Source organism: Streptomyces sp. NPDC098101 (assembly GCF_044760185.1).
Lineage (GTDB): Bacteria > Actinomycetota > Actinomycetes > Streptomycetales > Streptomycetaceae > Streptomyces.
Genome location: NZ_JBIWAS010000003.1, coordinates 575,799 through 592,955 on the forward strand (window position 1 = coordinate 575,799; position 17,157 = coordinate 592,955).

Genomic DNA, 17,157 nt, shown 5'->3' on the forward strand with positions numbered 1-17,157 from the left:
GGTTCCCGAACCGAACGGGTTGTCATGGGTAGGGAAGCAAGCGTGCACAGGGAATCGGCGACGATGGAGAAGCGTGTGATGACGGAAGGCAAGCGCCGCAGGAGCCTGGCCGCCGCGGCTGCCCTGCTCAGCGGTGTGTTGGTGCTCTCGGCGTGCGACGACGGCGACAAGGGCGGCAGCGGCGCCTCCGGAACCGCGACCCCCCAGTCGCAGGAACAGGTCGACGAGGCGGCGGCGCAGAAGACCTCCAAGGCCCGGATCACCATCGAGCCGAAGAACGGCGCCCAGAACGCCTCCATCAACAACGACGCCAAGGTCACCGTCGCCGACGGCAAGCTCACCGAGGTCGTCATGACCTCCGCCGAGGGCGACGCCGTCAAGGGCGAGATAGCGGCCGACGGCCTGAGCTGGAAGCCGACCGTCGCGCTCAAGAGGGCCACGGTCTACAAGATCACCGCCACCGCGGCGGACGCGGCCGGCCTGGAGGCCCACGAGAACTCCTCCTTCACCACCGTCTCGCAGGCCAACAGCTTCATCGGCAACTTCACGCCCGAGGACGGCTCGACCGTCGGCGTCGGTATGCCGGTCTCGATCAACTTCAACAAGGCGATCACCGACAAGAAGGCCGTCCAGAGCGGCATCACCGTCACCTCCAGCTCCGGCCAGGAGGTCGTCGGGCACTGGTTCAGCCCCCAGCGCCTCGACTTCCGCCCCGACGCCTACTGGACCGAGGGCTCGACCGTCACGCTGAAGCTGGACCTCGACGGCGTCGAGGGCGCCGACGGCGTCTACGGCGTCCAGCAGAAGACCGTCACCTTCAAGATCGGCCGCAACCAGGTCTCCACCGTCGACGTCGCCACCAAGACCATGACGGTCAAGCAGGACGGCAAGACGGTCAAGACCATCCCGATCTCCGCCGGCTCCCCGGAGAACCCGACCTACAACGGTCAGATGGTGATCTCCGAGAAGTTCAAGGAGACCCGGATGAACGGCGCCACCGTCGGCTTCACCGACGACGACGGCAAGGGCGAGTACGACATCAAGGACGTGCCGCACGCCATGCGCCTGTCCAACTCTGGCACCTTCATCCACGGCAACTACTGGGGCCCGGACTCGATCTTCGGCTCCTCGAACACCAGCCACGGCTGCGTGGGCCTCAACGACGTCAAGGGCGCCGGCGACCCCAACCAGACGGCCGCCTGGTTCTACGACCACTCGCTCATCGGCGACGTCGTGATCGTCAAGAACTCCAAGGACAAGACGATCGCCCCCAGCAACGGCCTCAACGGCTGGAACATGAACTGGTCGGAGTGGAAGGCCGGATCGGCCGTCTGACCCCGCGCGCACGTGAAGGGCCCCCTCCCGTCCGGAGGGGGCCCTTTCGCACATGCGCCCCGGACGGCCTCCGGGGCGCATGACCCCGGGGGTAATCGACCCGTACGCCCCGCCCCGGCACGCTGTCCCCATGACCGCATACGCCCTCGGAAACCTGCACCCGAAGCCCGTCCTCGACGAGGAGGTCCTCACGTACATGGAGCGCGTCCAGGACACCCTGGACCCCTACGGCGGCCGCTTCCTCGTCCACGGAGCCCCCACCCGCGAGGTCCCGGAGGGCACCTGGCCCGCCGCCCTCGTCGTCATCGCCTTCCCGACCTACGAGAACGCCCGCACCTGGTACGCCTCCGCCCCCTACCAGGCCCTCATCCCCCTCCGCACCCGCCACATGACCGGCGACGTCCTCCTGATCGACGGCGTCCCGGAGGACTACGACCCGGCGGAGACGGCGGCCGCGCTGCGCCGGTCGGTCACACCGTCCGACTGCCCCTGACGCCGGGGTTTCTCGCACCGGCCGGCGCGCGGGTGCGGCGGTCCCGGGTCACCGGTCAGGGTGCAATCCGCGGCGGCCGTGCGCGTTCGGCCGGGTCGGGGGGTGTCGTCCTCCTAGCGTGGGCCGGGAACGATTCCGGCGGGCCGCCGCCGGGATCCGGATCCTACGGAGGTAGCCGGCCATGTCCGTCCCGCTCGCTGAGCTCACCGGGGACTACGTCCTCGACCCGACCCACACCCGGATCGGCTTCGTCGCCCGCCACGCCATGGTCACCAAGGTGCGCGGCGCCTTCCACGAGTTCGAGGGCACCGCGCACCTGGACGGCTCCGACCCGGCCCGGTCCACCGGACAGGTGGTGATCAAGGCCGAGAGCATCGACACCGGCGTCGAGCAGCGCGACCAGCACCTGCGCACCAACGACTTCCTGGACGCGCCGAACTTCCCGGACATCACCTTCCGCACCACCGGGGTCGAGCAGAAGTCCGACACCGAGTACCGGGTCACCGGCGACCTCACCATCAAGGACACCACCAAGCCGGTCACCATCGACTTCGAGTACACCGGCAACGCCGTCGACCCCTACGGCAACCTGCGCGTCGGCCTGGAGGGCTCGGTGACCGTCTCCCGCAAGGAGTTCGGCATCACCTGGAACGCCGCCCTGGAGGGCGGCGGCGTGCTGGTCGGCGACAAGATCGTCCTGGAGTTCGACGTCTCCGCGATCAAGCAGGGCTAGGGGCTTTCCGTGCCGTGCGGCCCCCGGTGCCGGGGGCCGCACGGCACGGGCTCAGCCGTCCGCCTTGGCCACCCCGATCGGGCACGAGACCCCCGTGCCGCCGATCCCGCAGTAGCCCGCCGGGTTCTTGTCCAGGTACTGCTGGTGGTAGCCCTCCGCCGGGTAGAACGGGCGGTCGTCGGCCGGCAGGACGTGGGTGGTGATCTCGCCGTAGCCCGAGCCCGTCAGGACCTTCTGGTAGGCCTCGCGGGAGGCCTCGGCCGCGGCGGCCTGGGCGGGGGAGTGGGTGTAGACCGCCGAGCGGTACTGGGTGCCCACGTCGTTGCCCTGGCGGAAGCCCTGGGTCGGGTCGTGGGACTCCCAGAACAGCTTCAGGAGCGTCTCGTACGACACCTTCGACGGGTCGAAGACCACCCGGACGACCTCCGTGTGACCGGTCAGGCCCGAGCAGACCTCCTCGTACGAGGGGTTCCGCGTGGAGCCGCCCTGGTAGCCGACGAGGGTCGTCCAGACGCCCTCGGTCTGCCAGAACTTGCGCTCGGCGCCCCAGAAGCAGCCCAGGGCGAAGTCGGCGACCTCCAGGCCCTCCGGGTACGGGCCGACGAGCGGGTTGCCGAGGACCGTGTGGCGCGCGGGCACGGAGAACTCCGGCTCGGCGCGGCCGGGCAGGGCCTGCTCGGGGGTGGGGAGGACGGGGGTGCGGGACAGGAACATGCTGCATCTCTCCTCGACGGTCGGCAGCCCGTACAACAAGGGACGGGACACGGGGATTCCCCCGTCGGGTCAGCGCGGCAGCGTCAGCGGGCTGCCGCCGTTCGCCTCGTACCCCGCCACCGCCAGGTTCCGGAAGACCGTGTACTCCGCCGCCGGGTCCGCGCTCAGCGTCCACGGCACCGCGCCCACGTGCCCGTCCACCTTCACCAGCTGGTGCATGGCCTCCGCCCAGCGCTCGCCCCGCACCAGGAACCAGATCAGCAGGTGGCGGACGTGCGCCAGCATCGGGTCGTCCGGACGGGCCGAGTGCACCGCGTACAGCGCGCCCTCGACCGCCTTCGACACCACCGCCGTACGGAAGAAGTCCTGCACGAGCACCACGTCCGGCACGTGCTCGTACACCGCGAACAGCGGCAGCGCGGCGAGCAGCGAGCCGCGCGGGGCGCGCGCCGCGGCCGTCGTCGCGAAGTGGTCGGCCTCCTCGCGCGAACCGTGCCACTTCTCGCACCAGTAGTGCAGGGCCGCCAGGTGCGCCCCCATGTGCTGCGGCGCCCGGTCGATCACCTTCGCCCACACCTGGTCGAACCGCTCCGGCCCGTAGCCCAGACCGCGCGCCACGGCCAGCTGCGTGATGTACGGGACGGGGTCGCCCGGGGCGAGCAGCGCCGCCTCCTCGGTGACCTTCAGCGCCTCCTCCAGGATGATCCGGAAGTCGTCGCTCCCGGCCGCCGAGGAGCGCCACGCCTGCTGCACCAGGAACTCGGCGTGCACGGCCGCCCCGCCCGGGTCCTTCGGCGCGTCCGCCCGCCAGGCCCGCAGCCACGCCCCGCCGGCGCCCGGCCGCTCCTGGAGCTCCAGGGAGGCCGCGCCCGCGAAGGCCTGCACGCGCTGCCAGCGCACCTCGCCGTCCTTGCCGGTGCTGGCGAGCAGCTGCGCGGCCGCCTTCCAGTCCTGCGTGGCCTGCACGACGTTCAGCACGTCGAGCAGGTCCTCGTCCGCCCCCGGCAGCCGCACGTCCTGGTCCTCCTGCGGCACGAACCCGTACGCCGCCGGGTCCGCCGCGTCGGGCGCCCCCGGCACGGCCAGCCGGATGCCACCGCCCCTGCGGCGCAGCAGATAGGGGCCGAGGACGCCGAACAGCAGCCCGAGCGCGATGAGGAACCAGAGAATGTCCATGCCTCGATTTTCGCAGGGACGCCGCGTTTTCAAGCCGGGTGGGTGATCCGGGGCCCGAAGGGGCCGGAAGGCACGGCACGGCGGAGCCGCGGACGCCGTCAGGAGACCGTCGGAAAGCCTTGGTGATCTCCCGGAGTTATGATCACGTTGCACAAAGTGATCGACTGGGGGTGGGGTGGGTTGATCCGTGCGTACAAGTTCCTCATGCGGCCCACCGCGGGTCAGGAGATCGCCCTGGGGGAGATGCTGCGCGATCACCGCTCGCTGTACAACGGGGCCCTGCAGGAGCGCCGTGACGCCTATCGGCACGTTTCGAGGACGAGCGTCGGGTACGCGGCGCAGTCGGCGCAGCTCAAGGACATCCGGGCTTTCGACCCGGACCGCCAGGGCCGCTGGTCGTTCTCCTCCCAACAGGCCACCTTGCGCCGCCTGGACAAGGCCTTCGCGGCCTTCTTCCGTCGGATCGGGTCCGGCGGGAAGCCCGGCTACCCGCGCTTTCGAGGCGCGAACCGGTTCGACACCGTCGAATTCCCCAGGGACGGCGACGGCTGCCGCTGGAACTCCACTCCGCACGACCCGGCCACCCGCGTCCGCCTCCAGGGCGTCGGCCACGTCAAGGTCAACCGGCACCGGCCGGTGGTCGGCAAGGTCAAGACCGTGTCGGTCAAGCGCGAGGGACGCAAGTGGTTCGTCGTACTGGCCACCGAGCGGACCCGGCCGGAGCCGCTCCCCGCGACCGGCAGCGCGGTGGGCATCGACATGGGCATCGCGAACTTCCTCGCCGATTCCGACGGCGGGTTCGTGCCCAACCCGCGCCACGCCCGCACCGCCGCCGCGAGGATCGAAGCCGCGCAACAAGCGCTCGGTCGGTGCGAGCGGGGATCGAAGCGCCGCCGCAAGGCCGCGCGGAAGGTCGCCGACCTGCACCGCAAGGTCCGGCGCCGACGTCTGGACCACGCGCACAAGACCGCCCTCGACCTCGTGCGCGCACACGACCTCATCGCACACGAAGACCTCGGGATCCGGAACATGAGCGCCGCCCCCGCGCCCAGGCCCGTCCCGGGCAGACCGGGCGCGTTCCTGACCAACGGGGCCGCCGCCAAGGCCGGACTGAACCGTTCGATCAACGATGCCGGATGGGGGGTGTTCCTGACGATCCTGCGCGCCAAGGCTGAAAGCGCCGGACGGGCGGTGATCGCCGTGGACCCCCGCCACACCTCCCGGACCTGCCCCGCGTGTGGGCACGTCGCCAAGGAGAACCGGCCCGTACAGGAGAAGTTCCGCTGCGTCGCCTGCGGCCACACCGCGCACGCCGACACGGTGGGCGCCCTGAACGTCCTACGGGCCGGGCTGGTCCGTCGTGAAGCCCCACCGGCCCAGCGAGAAGCCCCTCTCTCGTGAGGGGAGGAGTCACGTGTCCATTGTCCAGGATGTTCTGGAACACCCCATGAGACGAACGCGGCACCGGACGTCCCGCGGCACTACGCTCCTGAGCATGAGCGACCAGCACATCCACCAGAGCTTCGAGACCCGCGCGATCCACGCGGGCAACACCGCCGACCCGCTGACCGGCGCGGTCGTGCCGCCCATCTACCAGGTGTCCACGTACAAGCAGGACGGCGTGGGCGGGCTGCGCGGCGGTTACGAGTACAGCCGCAGCGCCAACCCGACCCGTACCGCCCTGGAGGAGAACCTGGCGGCCCTGGAGGGCGGCCGGCGCGGTCTCGCCTTCGCCTCCGGCCTCGCCGCCGAGGACTGCCTGCTGCGCGCCCTGCTGGTCCCCGGCGACCACGTCGTCATCCCGAACGACGCCTACGGCGGCACCTTCCGGCTCTTCGCCAAGGTCGCCCAGCGCTGGGGCGTGGAGTTCTCGGTCGCGAACACCTCCGACGTCGCCGCCGTGCGCGACGCGATCAACGACCGCACGAAGCTGATCTGGGTCGAGACCCCCTCGAACCCGCTCCTCGGGATCACCGACATCGAGGCCGTCGCGGGCGTCGCCCGCCAGGCCGGGGTGAAGCTCGTCGTCGACAACACCTTCGCCTCGCCCTACCTCCAGCAGCCGCTGGCGCTCGGCGCGGACATCGTCGTGCACTCGCTCACCAAGTACATGGGCGGCCACTCGGACGTCGTCGGCGGCGCCCTGGTGACGGCCGACGCGGCCCTCGGCGAGGAGCTGGCGTACCACCAGAACGCGATGGGCGCGGTCGCCGGGCCGTTCGACTCGTGGATCGTGCTGCGCGGCATCAAGACCCTCGCCGTGCGCATGGACCGCCACGGCGAGAACGCCGAGAAGGTCGCCGAGATGCTGACCCAGCACCCGAAGGTCACCCAGGTCCTCTACCCGGGCCTCCCGGAGCACCCGGGCCACGAGATCGCCGCCAAGCAGATGCGGTCCTTCGGCGGCATGGTCTCCTTCCGCGTGGAGGGCGGCGAGGAGGCGGCCGTCGAGGTCTGCAACCGCGCGAAGCTCTTCACCCTGGGCGAGTCCCTGGGCGGCGTCGAGTCCCTCATCGAGCACCCGGGCCGGATGACCCACGCGAGCGTCGCGGGCTCCGCCCTGGAGGTCCCGGCCGACCTCGTCCGCCTCTCGGTCGGCATCGAGAACGCCGACGACCTGCTCGCCGACCTGCGCCAGGCGCTGGGCTAGACAGTGCTGTAGAGACCGCGTGCGACGGCCGGGCGGGGCCCTGAAAGGTCCCGCCCGGCCGTTCCCGTCTCCTCAGGCCGGGACCTTCTCGTCCTCCAGGTCCGCGCGGACCATGGCCCGCAGCTCGGGGGTGTCCTCGTGGCCGTGGACCGAGACCGCGTGCTCGGCGGCGGCCCGGACGACTTCCTCCTCCTCACCGACGATGGTGAGGGTGCAGTTCATGACGCTCGGCGTCCTGCGGCAGTCGGCGACTTTCCTGGTCATGACAGCCTCCTCGGCACCCGTGCGCGTGCCGTCTCCCTCCAGCGTAGGCCCGTCCTCACCAGGCTTCGAGCGGCGGCGTCGTCCCGGCCGGCGGGGGCTCCCACGGGCGGGCCGCCGACGCCCACACCACGAGAACCAGGAGGGCGAGCGCGGCCAGGGTCCACAGCAGGCGCCGGACCCGCCGGGCCCTGCGCAGCCGTCGCGCGCCGAGGGCCGCCGCCCGGGGCACGAGGTCCCGGGGGACCGGCGGGTGCGGGGTGTCGAGGAGCCGCCGGACCGCCTCCTCCCGGCCCCCGGGCCCCCGGCGCCTCACGCGGCGTCCCGCAGCACGGCGACCGCGCGGTCGCAGACGGCAAGGACGTACGCCTCGGACACCCCGAGCAGCGCCGCGGCCTGCTCCTCGGCGACCCCCTCGTACAGGCGCAGGACGACGACGAGCCGCTCCCGGGGGCCCAGCGCGGCGAGGACGCCGCCGCGTCCGCCGCGGTGGCGGCGGGCGGTGCGCGCGAAACGGAGCACGAGGTCGCCGCGCGCGTACGCGTACGGATCGTCGTCGCGCAGCCGGTCCCACACCGCGTACGTACGGGCGAGGGCGTCCGTCAGGAGGGCGCGGGCGTACGGGTTCCGGGCGCGGGTCTCGGCCGTCAGGAGAGTCGCGACGTGCAGCAGCCGCCCCGCCGCCCCGGCCGCGAACGCGTCGAACTCCCGGGTGCGGGAGGCGCGTCGGACGTCCCGGCCGCTCCGCCGCTCTCGCACCCCCTCATCCGACGACAGCGCGCGGACGGGGTCAAGAGGCCGGGGCCGACTCGCTTCCGCCCGCGGTCCCCGGCTCGGCCGGGAGGTGCCCCGCGTGCGCCGACTGGCGTGCGGACAGGGCGGTGTTGAAGCGGGTGAGCAGGGTGCAGAAGGCCTCGCGCTCGTCCGGCGTCCAGCCCTCCGTGACCTCGACCATCAGCTGGCGGCGCGAGGCGCGGACCTCCTCCAGGCGCGCGAGCCCGCGCGGCGAGAGCTGGAGGACGACCGCCCGCCCGTCCTCCGGGTGCGAGGTGCGCTTCACCAGGCCGGTGTCCACCAGCGGGGCGACCTGGCGGGTCACGGTCGAGGAGTCGATCCCCATGCCCGCCGCGAGCGCCTTGACGCCCATCGGGCCTTCCCGGTCGAGCCGGTTGAGGAGCAGGTACGCGGCCCGGTCCATGGAGTTGCGGAGCTGGCCGGTGCCGCCGAGGCGGGTCTGCTCGGCCCGGCGGGCGAAGACGGCCACCTGGTGCTGGAGGGCGTCGAGGAGACCGGGGTCGAGAGCGGTCGTCATGTCCTGGGACGGGGGCATGGCTGTGGGTCTCTCTCGTGCGGGAGCGGTCGGACGGTGGGGGACAGAGTACGCGGACCCGGGGGGGTCCGTACCGGGCCCGTCCAAACCCGTCGGGACGCCCGTCCGCCGGGCGGTCACCAGGGCCGTGAGCTGCGAGACTTGCTGTCATGAGCTTCCGTACACCACACCCCTTGCACCGGCTGATGCTCGACGACGTGCGCGGGGCGCAGAAGATGCTGTCCGGGGTGGCCCGCGTGACGGCGATGGAGGGCAGCCGGCACCTGTCGTCCCTGGTGGGGGCGCCGGTCCACCTCAAGTGCGAGAACCTCCAGCGCACCGGCTCCTTCAAGCTGCGCGGGGCGTACGTGCGGATCGCCGGGCTGCGGCCCGAGGAGAAGGCCGCCGGGGTCGTCGCCGCCTCCGCGGGCAACCACGCGCAGGGCGTCGCGCTCGCCTCGAAGCTGCTCGGGGTGCGGGCCACCGTCTTCATGCCGGTCGGCGCCCCGCTGCCGAAGGTCGCGGCGACCCGCGACTACGGCGCCGAGGTCCGCCTCCAGGGGCAGGTCGTGGACGAGACGCTCGCGGCGGCGGAGGAGTACGCGCGGGAGACCGGCGCCGTCCTCATCCACCCCTTCGACCACCCCGACATCATCGTCGGGCAGGGCACGGTCGGCCTGGAGGTCCTGGAGCAGTGCCCGGAGGTCCGCACGATCGTGGTCGGCGTCGGCGGCGGCGGTCTCGCGGCCGGCATCGGGCTCGCGGTGAAGTCGCTGCGCCCGGACGTGAAGGTGATCGGCGTGCAGGCCGAGGGCGCCGCCGCCTATCCGCCCTCGCTGGCCGCCGGGCATCCGGTGGTCGTCGAGTCGCCGGTGACGATGGCCGACGGCATCCGGGTGGGACGCCCCGGCGACGTGCCGTTCGACCTGGTCAGGGAGTACGTGGACGAGGTCCGCACGGTCTCCGAGGACGCGCTGTCCTCCGCGCTGCTGCTCTGCCTGGAGCGCGCCAAGCTGGTCGTGGAACCGGCGGGCGCCAGCCCGGTCGCGGCCCTGCTCTCCGACCCGGAGTCCTTCCGGGGCCCGGTGGTCGCGGTCCTCTCCGGCGGCAACGTCGACCCGCTGCTCCTCCAGCGCGTCCTGCGGCACGGCATGGCCGCCGGGGGCCGCTACCTGAGCCTGCGGCTGCGCGTGACGGACCGGCCGGGGGTGCTCGCGTCGCTCCTCGCGGCCCTGACGGTGGTCGACGCCAACGTCCTGGACGTCAGCCACGTACGGACCGACCCGAGGCTCGGACTGACCGAGGCGGAGGTCGAACTGCACCTGGAGACGAAGGGTCCGGAGCACTGCCGGGAGGTGACGGAGGCGCTGCGGGACGCCGGATACACGGTGCTCGGCTGACCCCGCACGCCCCTGACCTCGGCTTGTGGCGCGGATCACTTATTCGCTGGGCGCGGGCCGTCTCCCAAACCTAGGATCGGTGGGAAAAAGTCCCGATCCATGGGGAGTATCCACATGCCAGGCGCGATCTACGCCGAGGGTCTGGTGAAGACCTTCGGCGACGTACGAGCTCTGGACGGGGTGGACCTCGACGTGCCCGAGGGCACCGTCCTGGGCCTGCTCGGCCCGAACGGCGCGGGGAAGACCACCACCGTGCGCGTCCTGACGACCCTTCTGCGGCCCGACAGCGGGCGGGCGGTCGTCGCCGGGATCGACGTCCTCAAGCATCCCAACGAGGTCCGCCGGTCGATCGGCCTCTCCGGCCAGTTCGCGGCCGTCGACGAGTACCTCACCGGCCGCGAGAACCTCCAGATGGTCGGACAGCTCTACCAGATGAAGGCGAGGGCGGCGAAGGCGCGGGCGGGCGAGCTGCTCGAACGGTTCCACCTCGCCGAGGCCGCCGACCGCCCCGCCAAGACGTACTCGGGCGGCATGAGGCGCCGCCTCGACCTGGCGGCGGCCCTCGTGGTCTCCCCGCCGGTCATGTTCATGGACGAGCCGACCACCGGCCTCGACCCGCGCAACCGGCAGGAGCTCTGGGAGGTCATCAAGGAGCTGGTCGCCGGCGGTACGACCCTGCTCCTCACCACCCAGTACCTGGAGGAGGCCGACCACCTCGCCCACGACATCTGCGTCGTCGACCACGGCCGGGTCATCGCGCGCGGCACCTCCGACCAGCTCAAGGCCCGGACGGGCGGCGAGCGCGTCGAGGTCGTGGTCCGCGAGCGGGAGATGCTCACCGGCGCCCGGGAGGTCCTCGGCCGCTACGGCGCCGAGGGGACCGGGGGCGCGGGCCGCGGCGAGGTCTCCGTCGAGGAGCACACCCGGATGCTGACCGTCCCCGTCACCGGCGGCGCCAAGCTGCTCGCCGAGGTCATCCGCGACCTGGACGCCGTCGGCGTCGAGATCGACGACATCGGCCTGCGCCGCCCGACCCTCGACGACGTCTTCATCTCCCTCACCGGCCACGCGGCCGAGCAGGAGGAGCCGGAGGGGGACGGCGCCCCGGACCGGCAGGGCGGCCGCGGCCGCAAGCACCCCGCGAAGGAGGAGGCGAAGTGAGCACCGTGACCACCGAGGCCCCGACCCGGGCCCCGCGGCCGCGCGGCGGGATCGCCCAGTCCGTGGGCGACTCCCTGGTCGTTGCCAAGCGCAACCTCATCCGGATGACCCGGATCCCTGAGATGATCCTCTTCGGGGTCATCCAGCCGGTGATGTTCGTGGTGCTCTTCACGTACGTCTTCGGCGGCTCGATGGCGATCGGCGGCACCCTCGACCCGGACGTCTACCGGGACTTCCTGATGGCGGGCATCTTCGCGCAGACCGTCACCTTCGCCACGGCGGGCTCGGCGGCCGGCATCGCCGACGACATGCAGAAGGGGATCATCGACCGCTTCCGCTCCCTGCCGATGGCGCGGGGCGCGGTCCTCACCGGCCGCACCGTCGCCGACCTCGTGCAGACCTCCGTCACGCTGGTCGTCCTCGCGGTCGTGGCGCTGCTCGTGGGCTGGCGCACCGGCTCCGCCGAGCCGACCAACGCCGGAAGGGTCCTGGGCGGCTTCGCCCTGCTGCTCCTCCTCGGCTACGCCTTCACCTGGATCGGCGCCCTGATCGGCCTCTCGGTCCGCACCCCGGAGGCCGCCACCTCGGGCGGCATCATCTGGCTCTTCCCGGTCACGTTCATCTCGAACGCGTTCGTGGACTCGGACCAGATGACGCCGTGGCTGCGGCACATCGCCGAGTGGAACCCGTTCAGCGCCACCGTGCAGGCCTGCCGGGAGCTGTTCGGCAACCCCGGCGTCTCGACCTCGGACGCCTGGCCGATGCAGCACCCGGTCTGGGCGTCGATCATCTGGTCGGTCCTGATCATCGCCTTCTTCCGGACCCTCGCGGTCCGCAAGTACCGCTCGGCGGCGTCCTGACCCCGGGCCGGGGGCGGAGCCGGAGACGGCTCCGCCCCCGGCCCCGTCAGGGCAGGTAGCCCGAGACGACGAGGCCGTCCGGGAGGGGCACGAAGGCGGCGCCCCCGGCGGTCAGCAGCTCTCCGGCGACCTGCGCGGTGAAGCCCCGGGGCAGGGCGAACCGGTAGGACGCGTCGTTCCCCGTTCCGGCGGGGCCGGCGGCCGGATAGGAGCGGACCTCCGCCTCGTCCGCGACCACGACCCGGTCGCCCGCGAAGTAGACGCGGTCCGCCGGGACGCCCGACACCCGCCACCGCTCCCGGCCGCTCTCCAGGTCGTACACGACGAGCGCGCCGCGCCCGGTCACCCGATCGTCCCCGCCGTCCTCGGCGATCACGGCGACGAGCCCGTCCGCGCGCACGGCGGGCCCGGCCGTGACCCCGGTGCCCAGGGTGCGCAGCGGCCGCAGCAGCGCGGAGTCCAGCACGGCGACGGAGCCGTCCTCGCGGATACGGCAGAGCACCCGGCCGCTCTTCTCGTGGACGGTGAACCCGCCGCAGTACTCCGTCCCGCGCGCCGTCTCCTTCCCGGTGCGGGCGTCGAGGGACACCGGCGCGGTGCCCACCGGGACGAGCACCCGGCCCGCCCCCGCGACCGGCTCCTCCGGCAGGCCGTCGAGCGGCGAGCGCCACAGCTCCTTCCCGTCGCGCAGGCGCACGGCCGTGACCAGGCCGGTCCGCTCGTCGCGCACGTTGACGTACGTGGAGTAGAGGACCCCGTCCCCCAGGTCGGTGCCCTTCACGGCCCAGTCGCGCCCGGGCCCGGGAACGCGGCGCCGCTCCTTCCCGTCCGCGATCCCGTACGCGACGACCCCGTCCGGCCCCGTGACGTACGCGGTGTCGCCGACGACCGCCGGGTACTGCGGCGCGCTGCGCAGCCCCTCGCCCCGGGCCGGCACCTTCCACAGCTCCTCGCCGTCCGCCGCGCCCAGGGCGGTGACCGCGCCGCCCTCGCCCGGGCAGACCAGCGCCTTCGGGGCGAGCGCGCAGGCGCCGGTGCCCCGCTCCACCTCGGCCGTCCAGGGCGACCAGCCCGCCGGGCGGTGCGCCCGGTCCGTGCCCACCGTGCCGAAGTCGTTGGCGCGGCCCGCCCCGCCGTACGGCAGGACGACCCGGTCGAGGGCGGCCGGTGCCGGTGCCGTGGTGGTGCCTGTGGAGGCGCCTCCGTTCCCGCCGGGTTCGCCGCTCCCGCCGTCCGACAGCACCACGCCCGCCGTCGCCAGGACGGCCACCGCCACCGCGCCCGCCGCCAGGGCGCCCCACCGGCGCCGCCGCCCCGCCGGGACGGCCGCCGGGGCGACCGGCCGGTCCGTCACCGCCGTGGGGGAGTACGGCACCACGGGGCCGAGCGTCGGCAGGTCCGCCACGCCCGCGCCCGAGGCCGCCGCCTCCCCGGCCGTGCGGGCCGCCTCCCCGTACTCCGCGAGCAGCGAGAGGACCCCGCCGGGCCACGGGAAGGCCCCGGGCGCGCCCCCACCGTCCCCTTCGAGGAGCGCCGCCAGTTCGGCCGCCGTGGGCCGCTCCGCCGGGTCGAGCCGCAGACAGCGCTCCAGTACGGGCGTCAACTCCCCGGGAACGCCGTCCAGTTCGGCCTCCGCCCGGCTGATCCGGTAGATCACGGCGGCCATCTCGTCGTCGTGGAACGGGCCCCGGCCGCTCGCCGCGAACGCGAGCACCGCCCCCAGGCAGAACACGTCCGACGCGGGCACCACCGCCCGGCTCCCCACCAGGTGCTCCGGCGCCATGAACCCCGGCGAGCCCACCACCAGACCGGTCGACGTCAGAGCCGTCGCCTCGAAGGCCTGGGCGATCCCGAAGTCGATCAGCTTCGGCCCGGCCGCGCCGAGCAGCACGTTCGCCGGCTTCAGGTCCCGGTGCAGCACCCGCGCGCCGTGCACGGCCGCCAGGGCCCGGGCGAGCGCGGCCCCCAGGGCCCGTACGGCCGCGACCGGCAGCGGCCCGGTCCGTACGACCGCCTCCGCGAGCGAGGGACCCGGCACGTACTCCGTCGCCAGCCACGGCGAGGGCGCGTCCGCGTCGGCGTCCACGAGCCGCGCCACCCCCGGGCCGTCCACGGTCCGCGCCGCCGCGATCTCCCGCCGGAAACGGGTCCGGAAGTCCCCGTCGACCTCCAGGTCCCCCCGCACGGTCTTCACGGCGACCATCCGGTACGGATCGGCCGTCGGCGCGTCCGCGCGGCAGGCGAGGTGCACCTCGCCCATGCCGCCCGCGCCGAGCCGGGCGAGCAGCCGGTACGGTCCGACGAGCCGGGGCGGCCGCTCCGGGGACAGGGCTTCCAGCAAGGGACTACTCCTTCTCTCCGGCGGCGGGGGCGGGGGCGGGGGCCTCGCCGAGGGCCTCGCGGGGGAGCCCGACGGAGACGACGACCCCGGTGTCGTACACGACGTGCGCCACCCCGCCCAGCGGCAGCACCTGGGGCGGGCGGACCTCCCGGTCCAGATAGGTCCCGCCCGCGAGGTCGTACTTCTCGTCGGCGCGCGGCCCGGGCGCCCCCGGCACCGGCACGGCCCGCTCCGCGCCGGGCCGGCCGTCCGCGCCGAGCGGCACCACCCGCAGGGCCGAGAAGTCCGCGTACACCAGCGCGCTCCCCGTGATCAGCGGGTTGGAGACGAGTTGGCGCCGGCCGTCCGCCGTGGTGAGCGGGGGGAGCGGGTAGTGGCCGAGGCTCTTGCCGGTGGCCGGGTCGAGGACGTACACCCCGCCGGGCTCGCCCTTGTTCCCGCTGCTCGCCCAGCGCATGGGGCCCGCGTCGAGGACGACGGCGGCGCGGTCGGACACGGCGGCGGGCCAGGCGCCCGACGCGGCGACCCCGGCGGGCACCGCGAGCCGCCCCGGCCCCACCGGGGAGAGCGTCACGGCGTCCAGGCGGTACAGGACGAGCGGGTTCTCGTTCAGCGCGTCGAGCGGCGCGCAGTACGCGTACCGGCCCCGGACGAGCAGGGCGCCGCACCCCTTCGCCTCCGGCGGGACCTGGCCGCGCTGGTCGCCGGTCCTCGCGTCGTACGCCACGAAACCGGCCTCGCTCAGCGCGTACACCAGCCCGTTCGCGTACGCCACCGGCTCGAAGTCCCGGTACTCCGCCCGCGCGAGGTCGGCGTTGGTGAGCGCCTTGGACCACCGCTCGCGCCCGTCGGCCAGCGCGTAGGCCGTCATCCGGCCGCTGGTGTCGTCGCCGGTCGGGACGAAGACGGTGCCGTCGCCGACGACGGGCCGGGTCGCGAGCCCGCCCCCGTTCGGGCCCTCCTTCTCCCAGCGGACCGTGCCGCTCCTGGCGTCCCTGACCTGGAGGCGTCCGCCGGAGAGCAGGACGGCGTACGGGCCGTGGACGGCGGGCACGCCGGTGCCGCCCGCCACGAAGACGCCGCCGGTGGGGCCGATGAAGCTCTGGTCGTCGCGCGGGTCCTCGACCAGGTCGGCGGCCCACAGCCGCTTCCCGTCCGCCGGGTCGAGCGCCTCGTACCGCCCGTCCGTCGTCCGGCAGACGACCGCCGCCTCGCCGGCCGAGCAGCCGAACGCGGGCGCGCCCAGCTTCGCCCGCCAGGGCCGCCACCCGGCCGGGCGCTGGGCCGCGTTCTGCGCGACGACCCCGGACGCGTCGGCGGGGCCCCGGTCGTCGACGCCCGGCACGCGGGGCCCGGCGGCCTGCGCGGGCGCCTTCCCCTCCCCGTCGCCCTCCGGCCACAGCAGGTACGCGCCGGTGCCGCCGGCCGCGACCGCCAGGGCCAGGGCGGCGGCGAGCAGCCGGCCCCGGCGCGGGCGCCGCCGCGGGTGACCGGCGGGGGCGGTCGACGGGGACGCGGGGGCGAGCGTCGGTACGGAGTGGAGGCCCTGGGAGGCCGGGGCGACGACCGGCCCGAACCCGGCCGGCGCCGCCAGGAGCGGCCCGCCCGAGGCGACGAGCTGGGCCAGCTCCCTGCCGTACTCCCCGATGTGCTCCCGTACGCCCTCCGGCCACGGGAAGACCTTCGCGGGCGCCGGTTCGAGGAGCTCCACGAGCCGCTCCGGGTTCGGCCGGTCCGCCGGGTCCACGGCCAGACAGGCGGCGACCGCGCCGCGCAGCTCCTCCGGGACCCGGGACAGGTCGGCCTCGGCGCGCGAGACCCGGTAGAGGACGGCGGCGAGGGGCCCGTCGCCGAAGGGCTCCTCGCCGGTCGCCGCGTAGCAGAGCAGCGAGCCGAGGCAGAAGACGTCGGAGGCGGCCGTGACGCGCCGGGCCCCGGCCACGTGCTCGGGGGACATGAAGGAGGGGGAGCCGACCATCACGCCGGTGGCGGTCATGGTGGTGGCGGTGCTGCTGCGGGCGATGCCGAAGTCGATGAGGCGGGGGCCGTCGACGGAGAGCATGACGTTCCCCGGCTTGAGGTCCCGGTGCAGGACCCCGGCCCGGTGCAGATCGGCCAGGGCGCGGGCGACCCCGGCCCCGAGCGCGCGCACGGCGCCGACGGGCAGCGCCCCGCCGCGCCGCACCGCCTGCGAGAGGCTGGGCCCGGGGACGTACGCGGTCGCCAGCCAGGGCGTCTCCGCGTCGGCGTCCCCGCCGACGGGCGCGGCGGCGTACGGGCTGTCGACGAGCGAGGCGACCCCGATCTCCCGCCGGAACCGCTCCCGGAAGGCGGGCTCCCCGGCGACGTCCCGCCGCACGGTCTTGACGGCGACGAAGACGTCCTGGACGGGGGCGCGCGGGGGGTCGTTGTCGGCGCCGGGGGGCCTGCTGATTCCGATGCCCGGGGTGCCGCCGGTCCCGGCGCCCGAGGGACCACTGGTCCCGACATCCGGGGGCCCGTCGATTCCGGCACCCGGGGTATTGCCGGTCCCGGCACCGGGGAGCCCGCCGGTCCCGACGCCCGGAAGCCCGCCGGTCCCGGCACCGGGGAGTCCGCCGGTCCCGACGCCCCTCGCGAGGAACACCTCCCCCATGCCGCCCGCGCCGAGCCGGGCGAGGACCTCGTACGGGCCGATCCGGCGTGGCGCGTCCTCGCGCAGTGGTCCCAGCATCTCGTCGTCCC

The 17,157-nt window shown here is 74.1% G+C and carries 16 protein-coding genes; 8 read left to right on the forward strand and 8 right to left on the reverse strand.

The features are described 5' to 3' along the window. Window positions 1-63 precede the first annotated feature (63 nt). The 3 genes from ACIQVI_RS15690 to ACIQVI_RS15700 all read left to right on the forward strand — a co-directional run bounded on the left by ACIQVI_RS15690 (window position 64) and on the right by ACIQVI_RS15700 (window position 2,561). Window positions 64-1,335: an Ig-like domain-containing protein gene (locus ACIQVI_RS15690; protein ID WP_403595698.1), complete on the forward strand. Its 1,272-nt coding sequence runs from the start codon at window positions 64-66 to the stop codon at window positions 1,333-1,335. Between the two features lie 130 nt (window positions 1,336-1,465). Further along, window positions 1,466-1,828: a DUF1330 domain-containing protein gene (locus ACIQVI_RS15695; RefSeq protein ID WP_403595701.1), complete on the forward strand. Its 363-nt coding sequence runs from the start codon at window positions 1,466-1,468 to the stop codon at window positions 1,826-1,828. A 181-nt stretch (window positions 1,829-2,009) separates the two neighbouring features. Next, window positions 2,010-2,561, forward strand: coding sequence for a YceI family protein (locus ACIQVI_RS15700; RefSeq protein WP_403595704.1), 552 nt, complete (start codon window positions 2,010-2,012; stop codon window positions 2,559-2,561). Between the two features lie 51 nt (window positions 2,562-2,612). Here ACIQVI_RS15700 and msrA read toward each other — a convergent pair whose 3' ends face one another. Continuing rightward, window positions 2,613-3,275 carry a peptide-methionine (S)-S-oxide reductase MsrA gene (msrA, locus tag ACIQVI_RS15705; RefSeq protein WP_351970427.1) on the reverse strand — a complete coding sequence of 221 codons (663 nt, stop codon included), beginning with the start codon at window positions 3,273-3,275 and terminating at the stop codon, window positions 2,613-2,615. A 69-nt stretch (window positions 3,276-3,344) separates the two neighbouring features. Further along, window positions 3,345-4,451, reverse strand: coding sequence for a hypothetical protein (locus ACIQVI_RS15710; protein WP_403595707.1), 1,107 nt, complete (start codon window positions 4,449-4,451; stop codon window positions 3,345-3,347). Window positions 4,452-4,631: 180 nt separating this feature from the next. Between ACIQVI_RS15710 and ACIQVI_RS15715 the strand changes: the two genes are divergently transcribed. Both ACIQVI_RS15715 and ACIQVI_RS15720 read left to right on the forward strand, forming a co-directional pair. Further along, window positions 4,632-5,852, forward strand: coding sequence for an RNA-guided endonuclease InsQ/TnpB family protein (locus ACIQVI_RS15715; protein ID WP_403595710.1), 1,221 nt, complete (start codon window positions 4,632-4,634; stop codon window positions 5,850-5,852). Window positions 5,853-5,946: 94 nt separating this feature from the next. Beyond that, window positions 5,947-7,101, forward strand: a complete 1,155-nt coding sequence (locus tag ACIQVI_RS15720) for a cystathionine gamma-synthase (RefSeq protein ID WP_351970411.1) — start codon at window positions 5,947-5,949, stop codon at window positions 7,099-7,101. Window positions 7,102-7,173: 72 nt separating this feature from the next. Here ACIQVI_RS15720 and ACIQVI_RS15725 read toward each other — a convergent pair whose 3' ends face one another. Genes ACIQVI_RS15725 through ACIQVI_RS15740 form a run of 4 tightly spaced genes read right to left on the reverse strand, consistent with a single transcriptional unit; the run spans window position 7,174 to window position 8,692 of the window. Further along, the gene (locus ACIQVI_RS15725) at window positions 7,174-7,365 is read right to left on the reverse strand and encodes a DUF1059 domain-containing protein (protein ID WP_351970412.1); all 192 of its coding nucleotides are present in this window, start codon (window positions 7,363-7,365) and stop codon (window positions 7,174-7,176) included. Window positions 7,366-7,420: 55 nt separating this feature from the next. Further along, on the reverse strand, window positions 7,421-7,678 hold the full coding sequence (locus ACIQVI_RS15730; protein WP_403595713.1) for a hypothetical protein: 258 nt from the start codon (window positions 7,676-7,678) through the stop codon (window positions 7,421-7,423). Continuing rightward, window positions 7,675-8,121, reverse strand: coding sequence for a sigma factor-like helix-turn-helix DNA-binding protein (locus ACIQVI_RS15735; protein WP_403595716.1), 447 nt, complete (start codon window positions 8,119-8,121; stop codon window positions 7,675-7,677). The genes ACIQVI_RS15730 and ACIQVI_RS15735 overlap by 4 nt, the downstream gene beginning before the upstream one ends. Window positions 8,122-8,152: 31 nt before the next feature. After that, window positions 8,153-8,692 carry a MarR family transcriptional regulator gene (locus ACIQVI_RS15740; RefSeq protein WP_351970415.1) on the reverse strand — a complete coding sequence of 180 codons (540 nt, stop codon included), beginning with the start codon at window positions 8,690-8,692 and terminating at the stop codon, window positions 8,153-8,155. Window positions 8,693-8,841: 149 nt separating this feature from the next. Between ACIQVI_RS15740 and ilvA the strand changes: the two genes are divergently transcribed. The 3 genes from ilvA to ACIQVI_RS15755 all read left to right on the forward strand — a co-directional run bounded on the left by ilvA (window position 8,842) and on the right by ACIQVI_RS15755 (window position 12,092). Beyond that, window positions 8,842-10,071 (forward strand): threonine ammonia-lyase, encoded by a 1,230-nt coding sequence (gene ilvA / locus ACIQVI_RS15745; RefSeq protein WP_403595720.1) that lies wholly within the window; start codon window positions 8,842-8,844, stop codon window positions 10,069-10,071. A gap of 114 nt (window positions 10,072-10,185) precedes the next feature. Next, window positions 10,186-11,232, forward strand: coding sequence for an ATP-binding cassette domain-containing protein (locus tag ACIQVI_RS15750; protein ID WP_351970417.1), 1,047 nt, complete (start codon window positions 10,186-10,188; stop codon window positions 11,230-11,232). Window positions 11,233-11,237: 5 nt separating this feature from the next. Continuing rightward, window positions 11,238-12,092: an ABC transporter permease gene (locus ACIQVI_RS15755; protein ID WP_403596866.1), complete on the forward strand. Its 855-nt coding sequence runs from the start codon at window positions 11,238-11,240 to the stop codon at window positions 12,090-12,092. Between the two features lie 46 nt (window positions 12,093-12,138). Here ACIQVI_RS15755 and ACIQVI_RS15760 read toward each other — a convergent pair whose 3' ends face one another. Further along, a complete protein-coding gene (locus tag ACIQVI_RS15760) occupies window positions 12,139-14,433 on the reverse strand; it encodes a protein kinase (RefSeq protein WP_403595725.1) in 2,295 nt (764 codons plus the stop codon). A gap of 4 nt (window positions 14,434-14,437) precedes the next feature. Continuing rightward, window positions 14,438-17,146, reverse strand: a complete 2,709-nt coding sequence (locus tag ACIQVI_RS15765) for a PQQ-binding-like beta-propeller repeat protein (RefSeq protein ID WP_403595728.1) — start codon at window positions 17,144-17,146, stop codon at window positions 14,438-14,440. Between the last annotated feature and the right edge of the window lie 11 nt (window positions 17,147-17,157).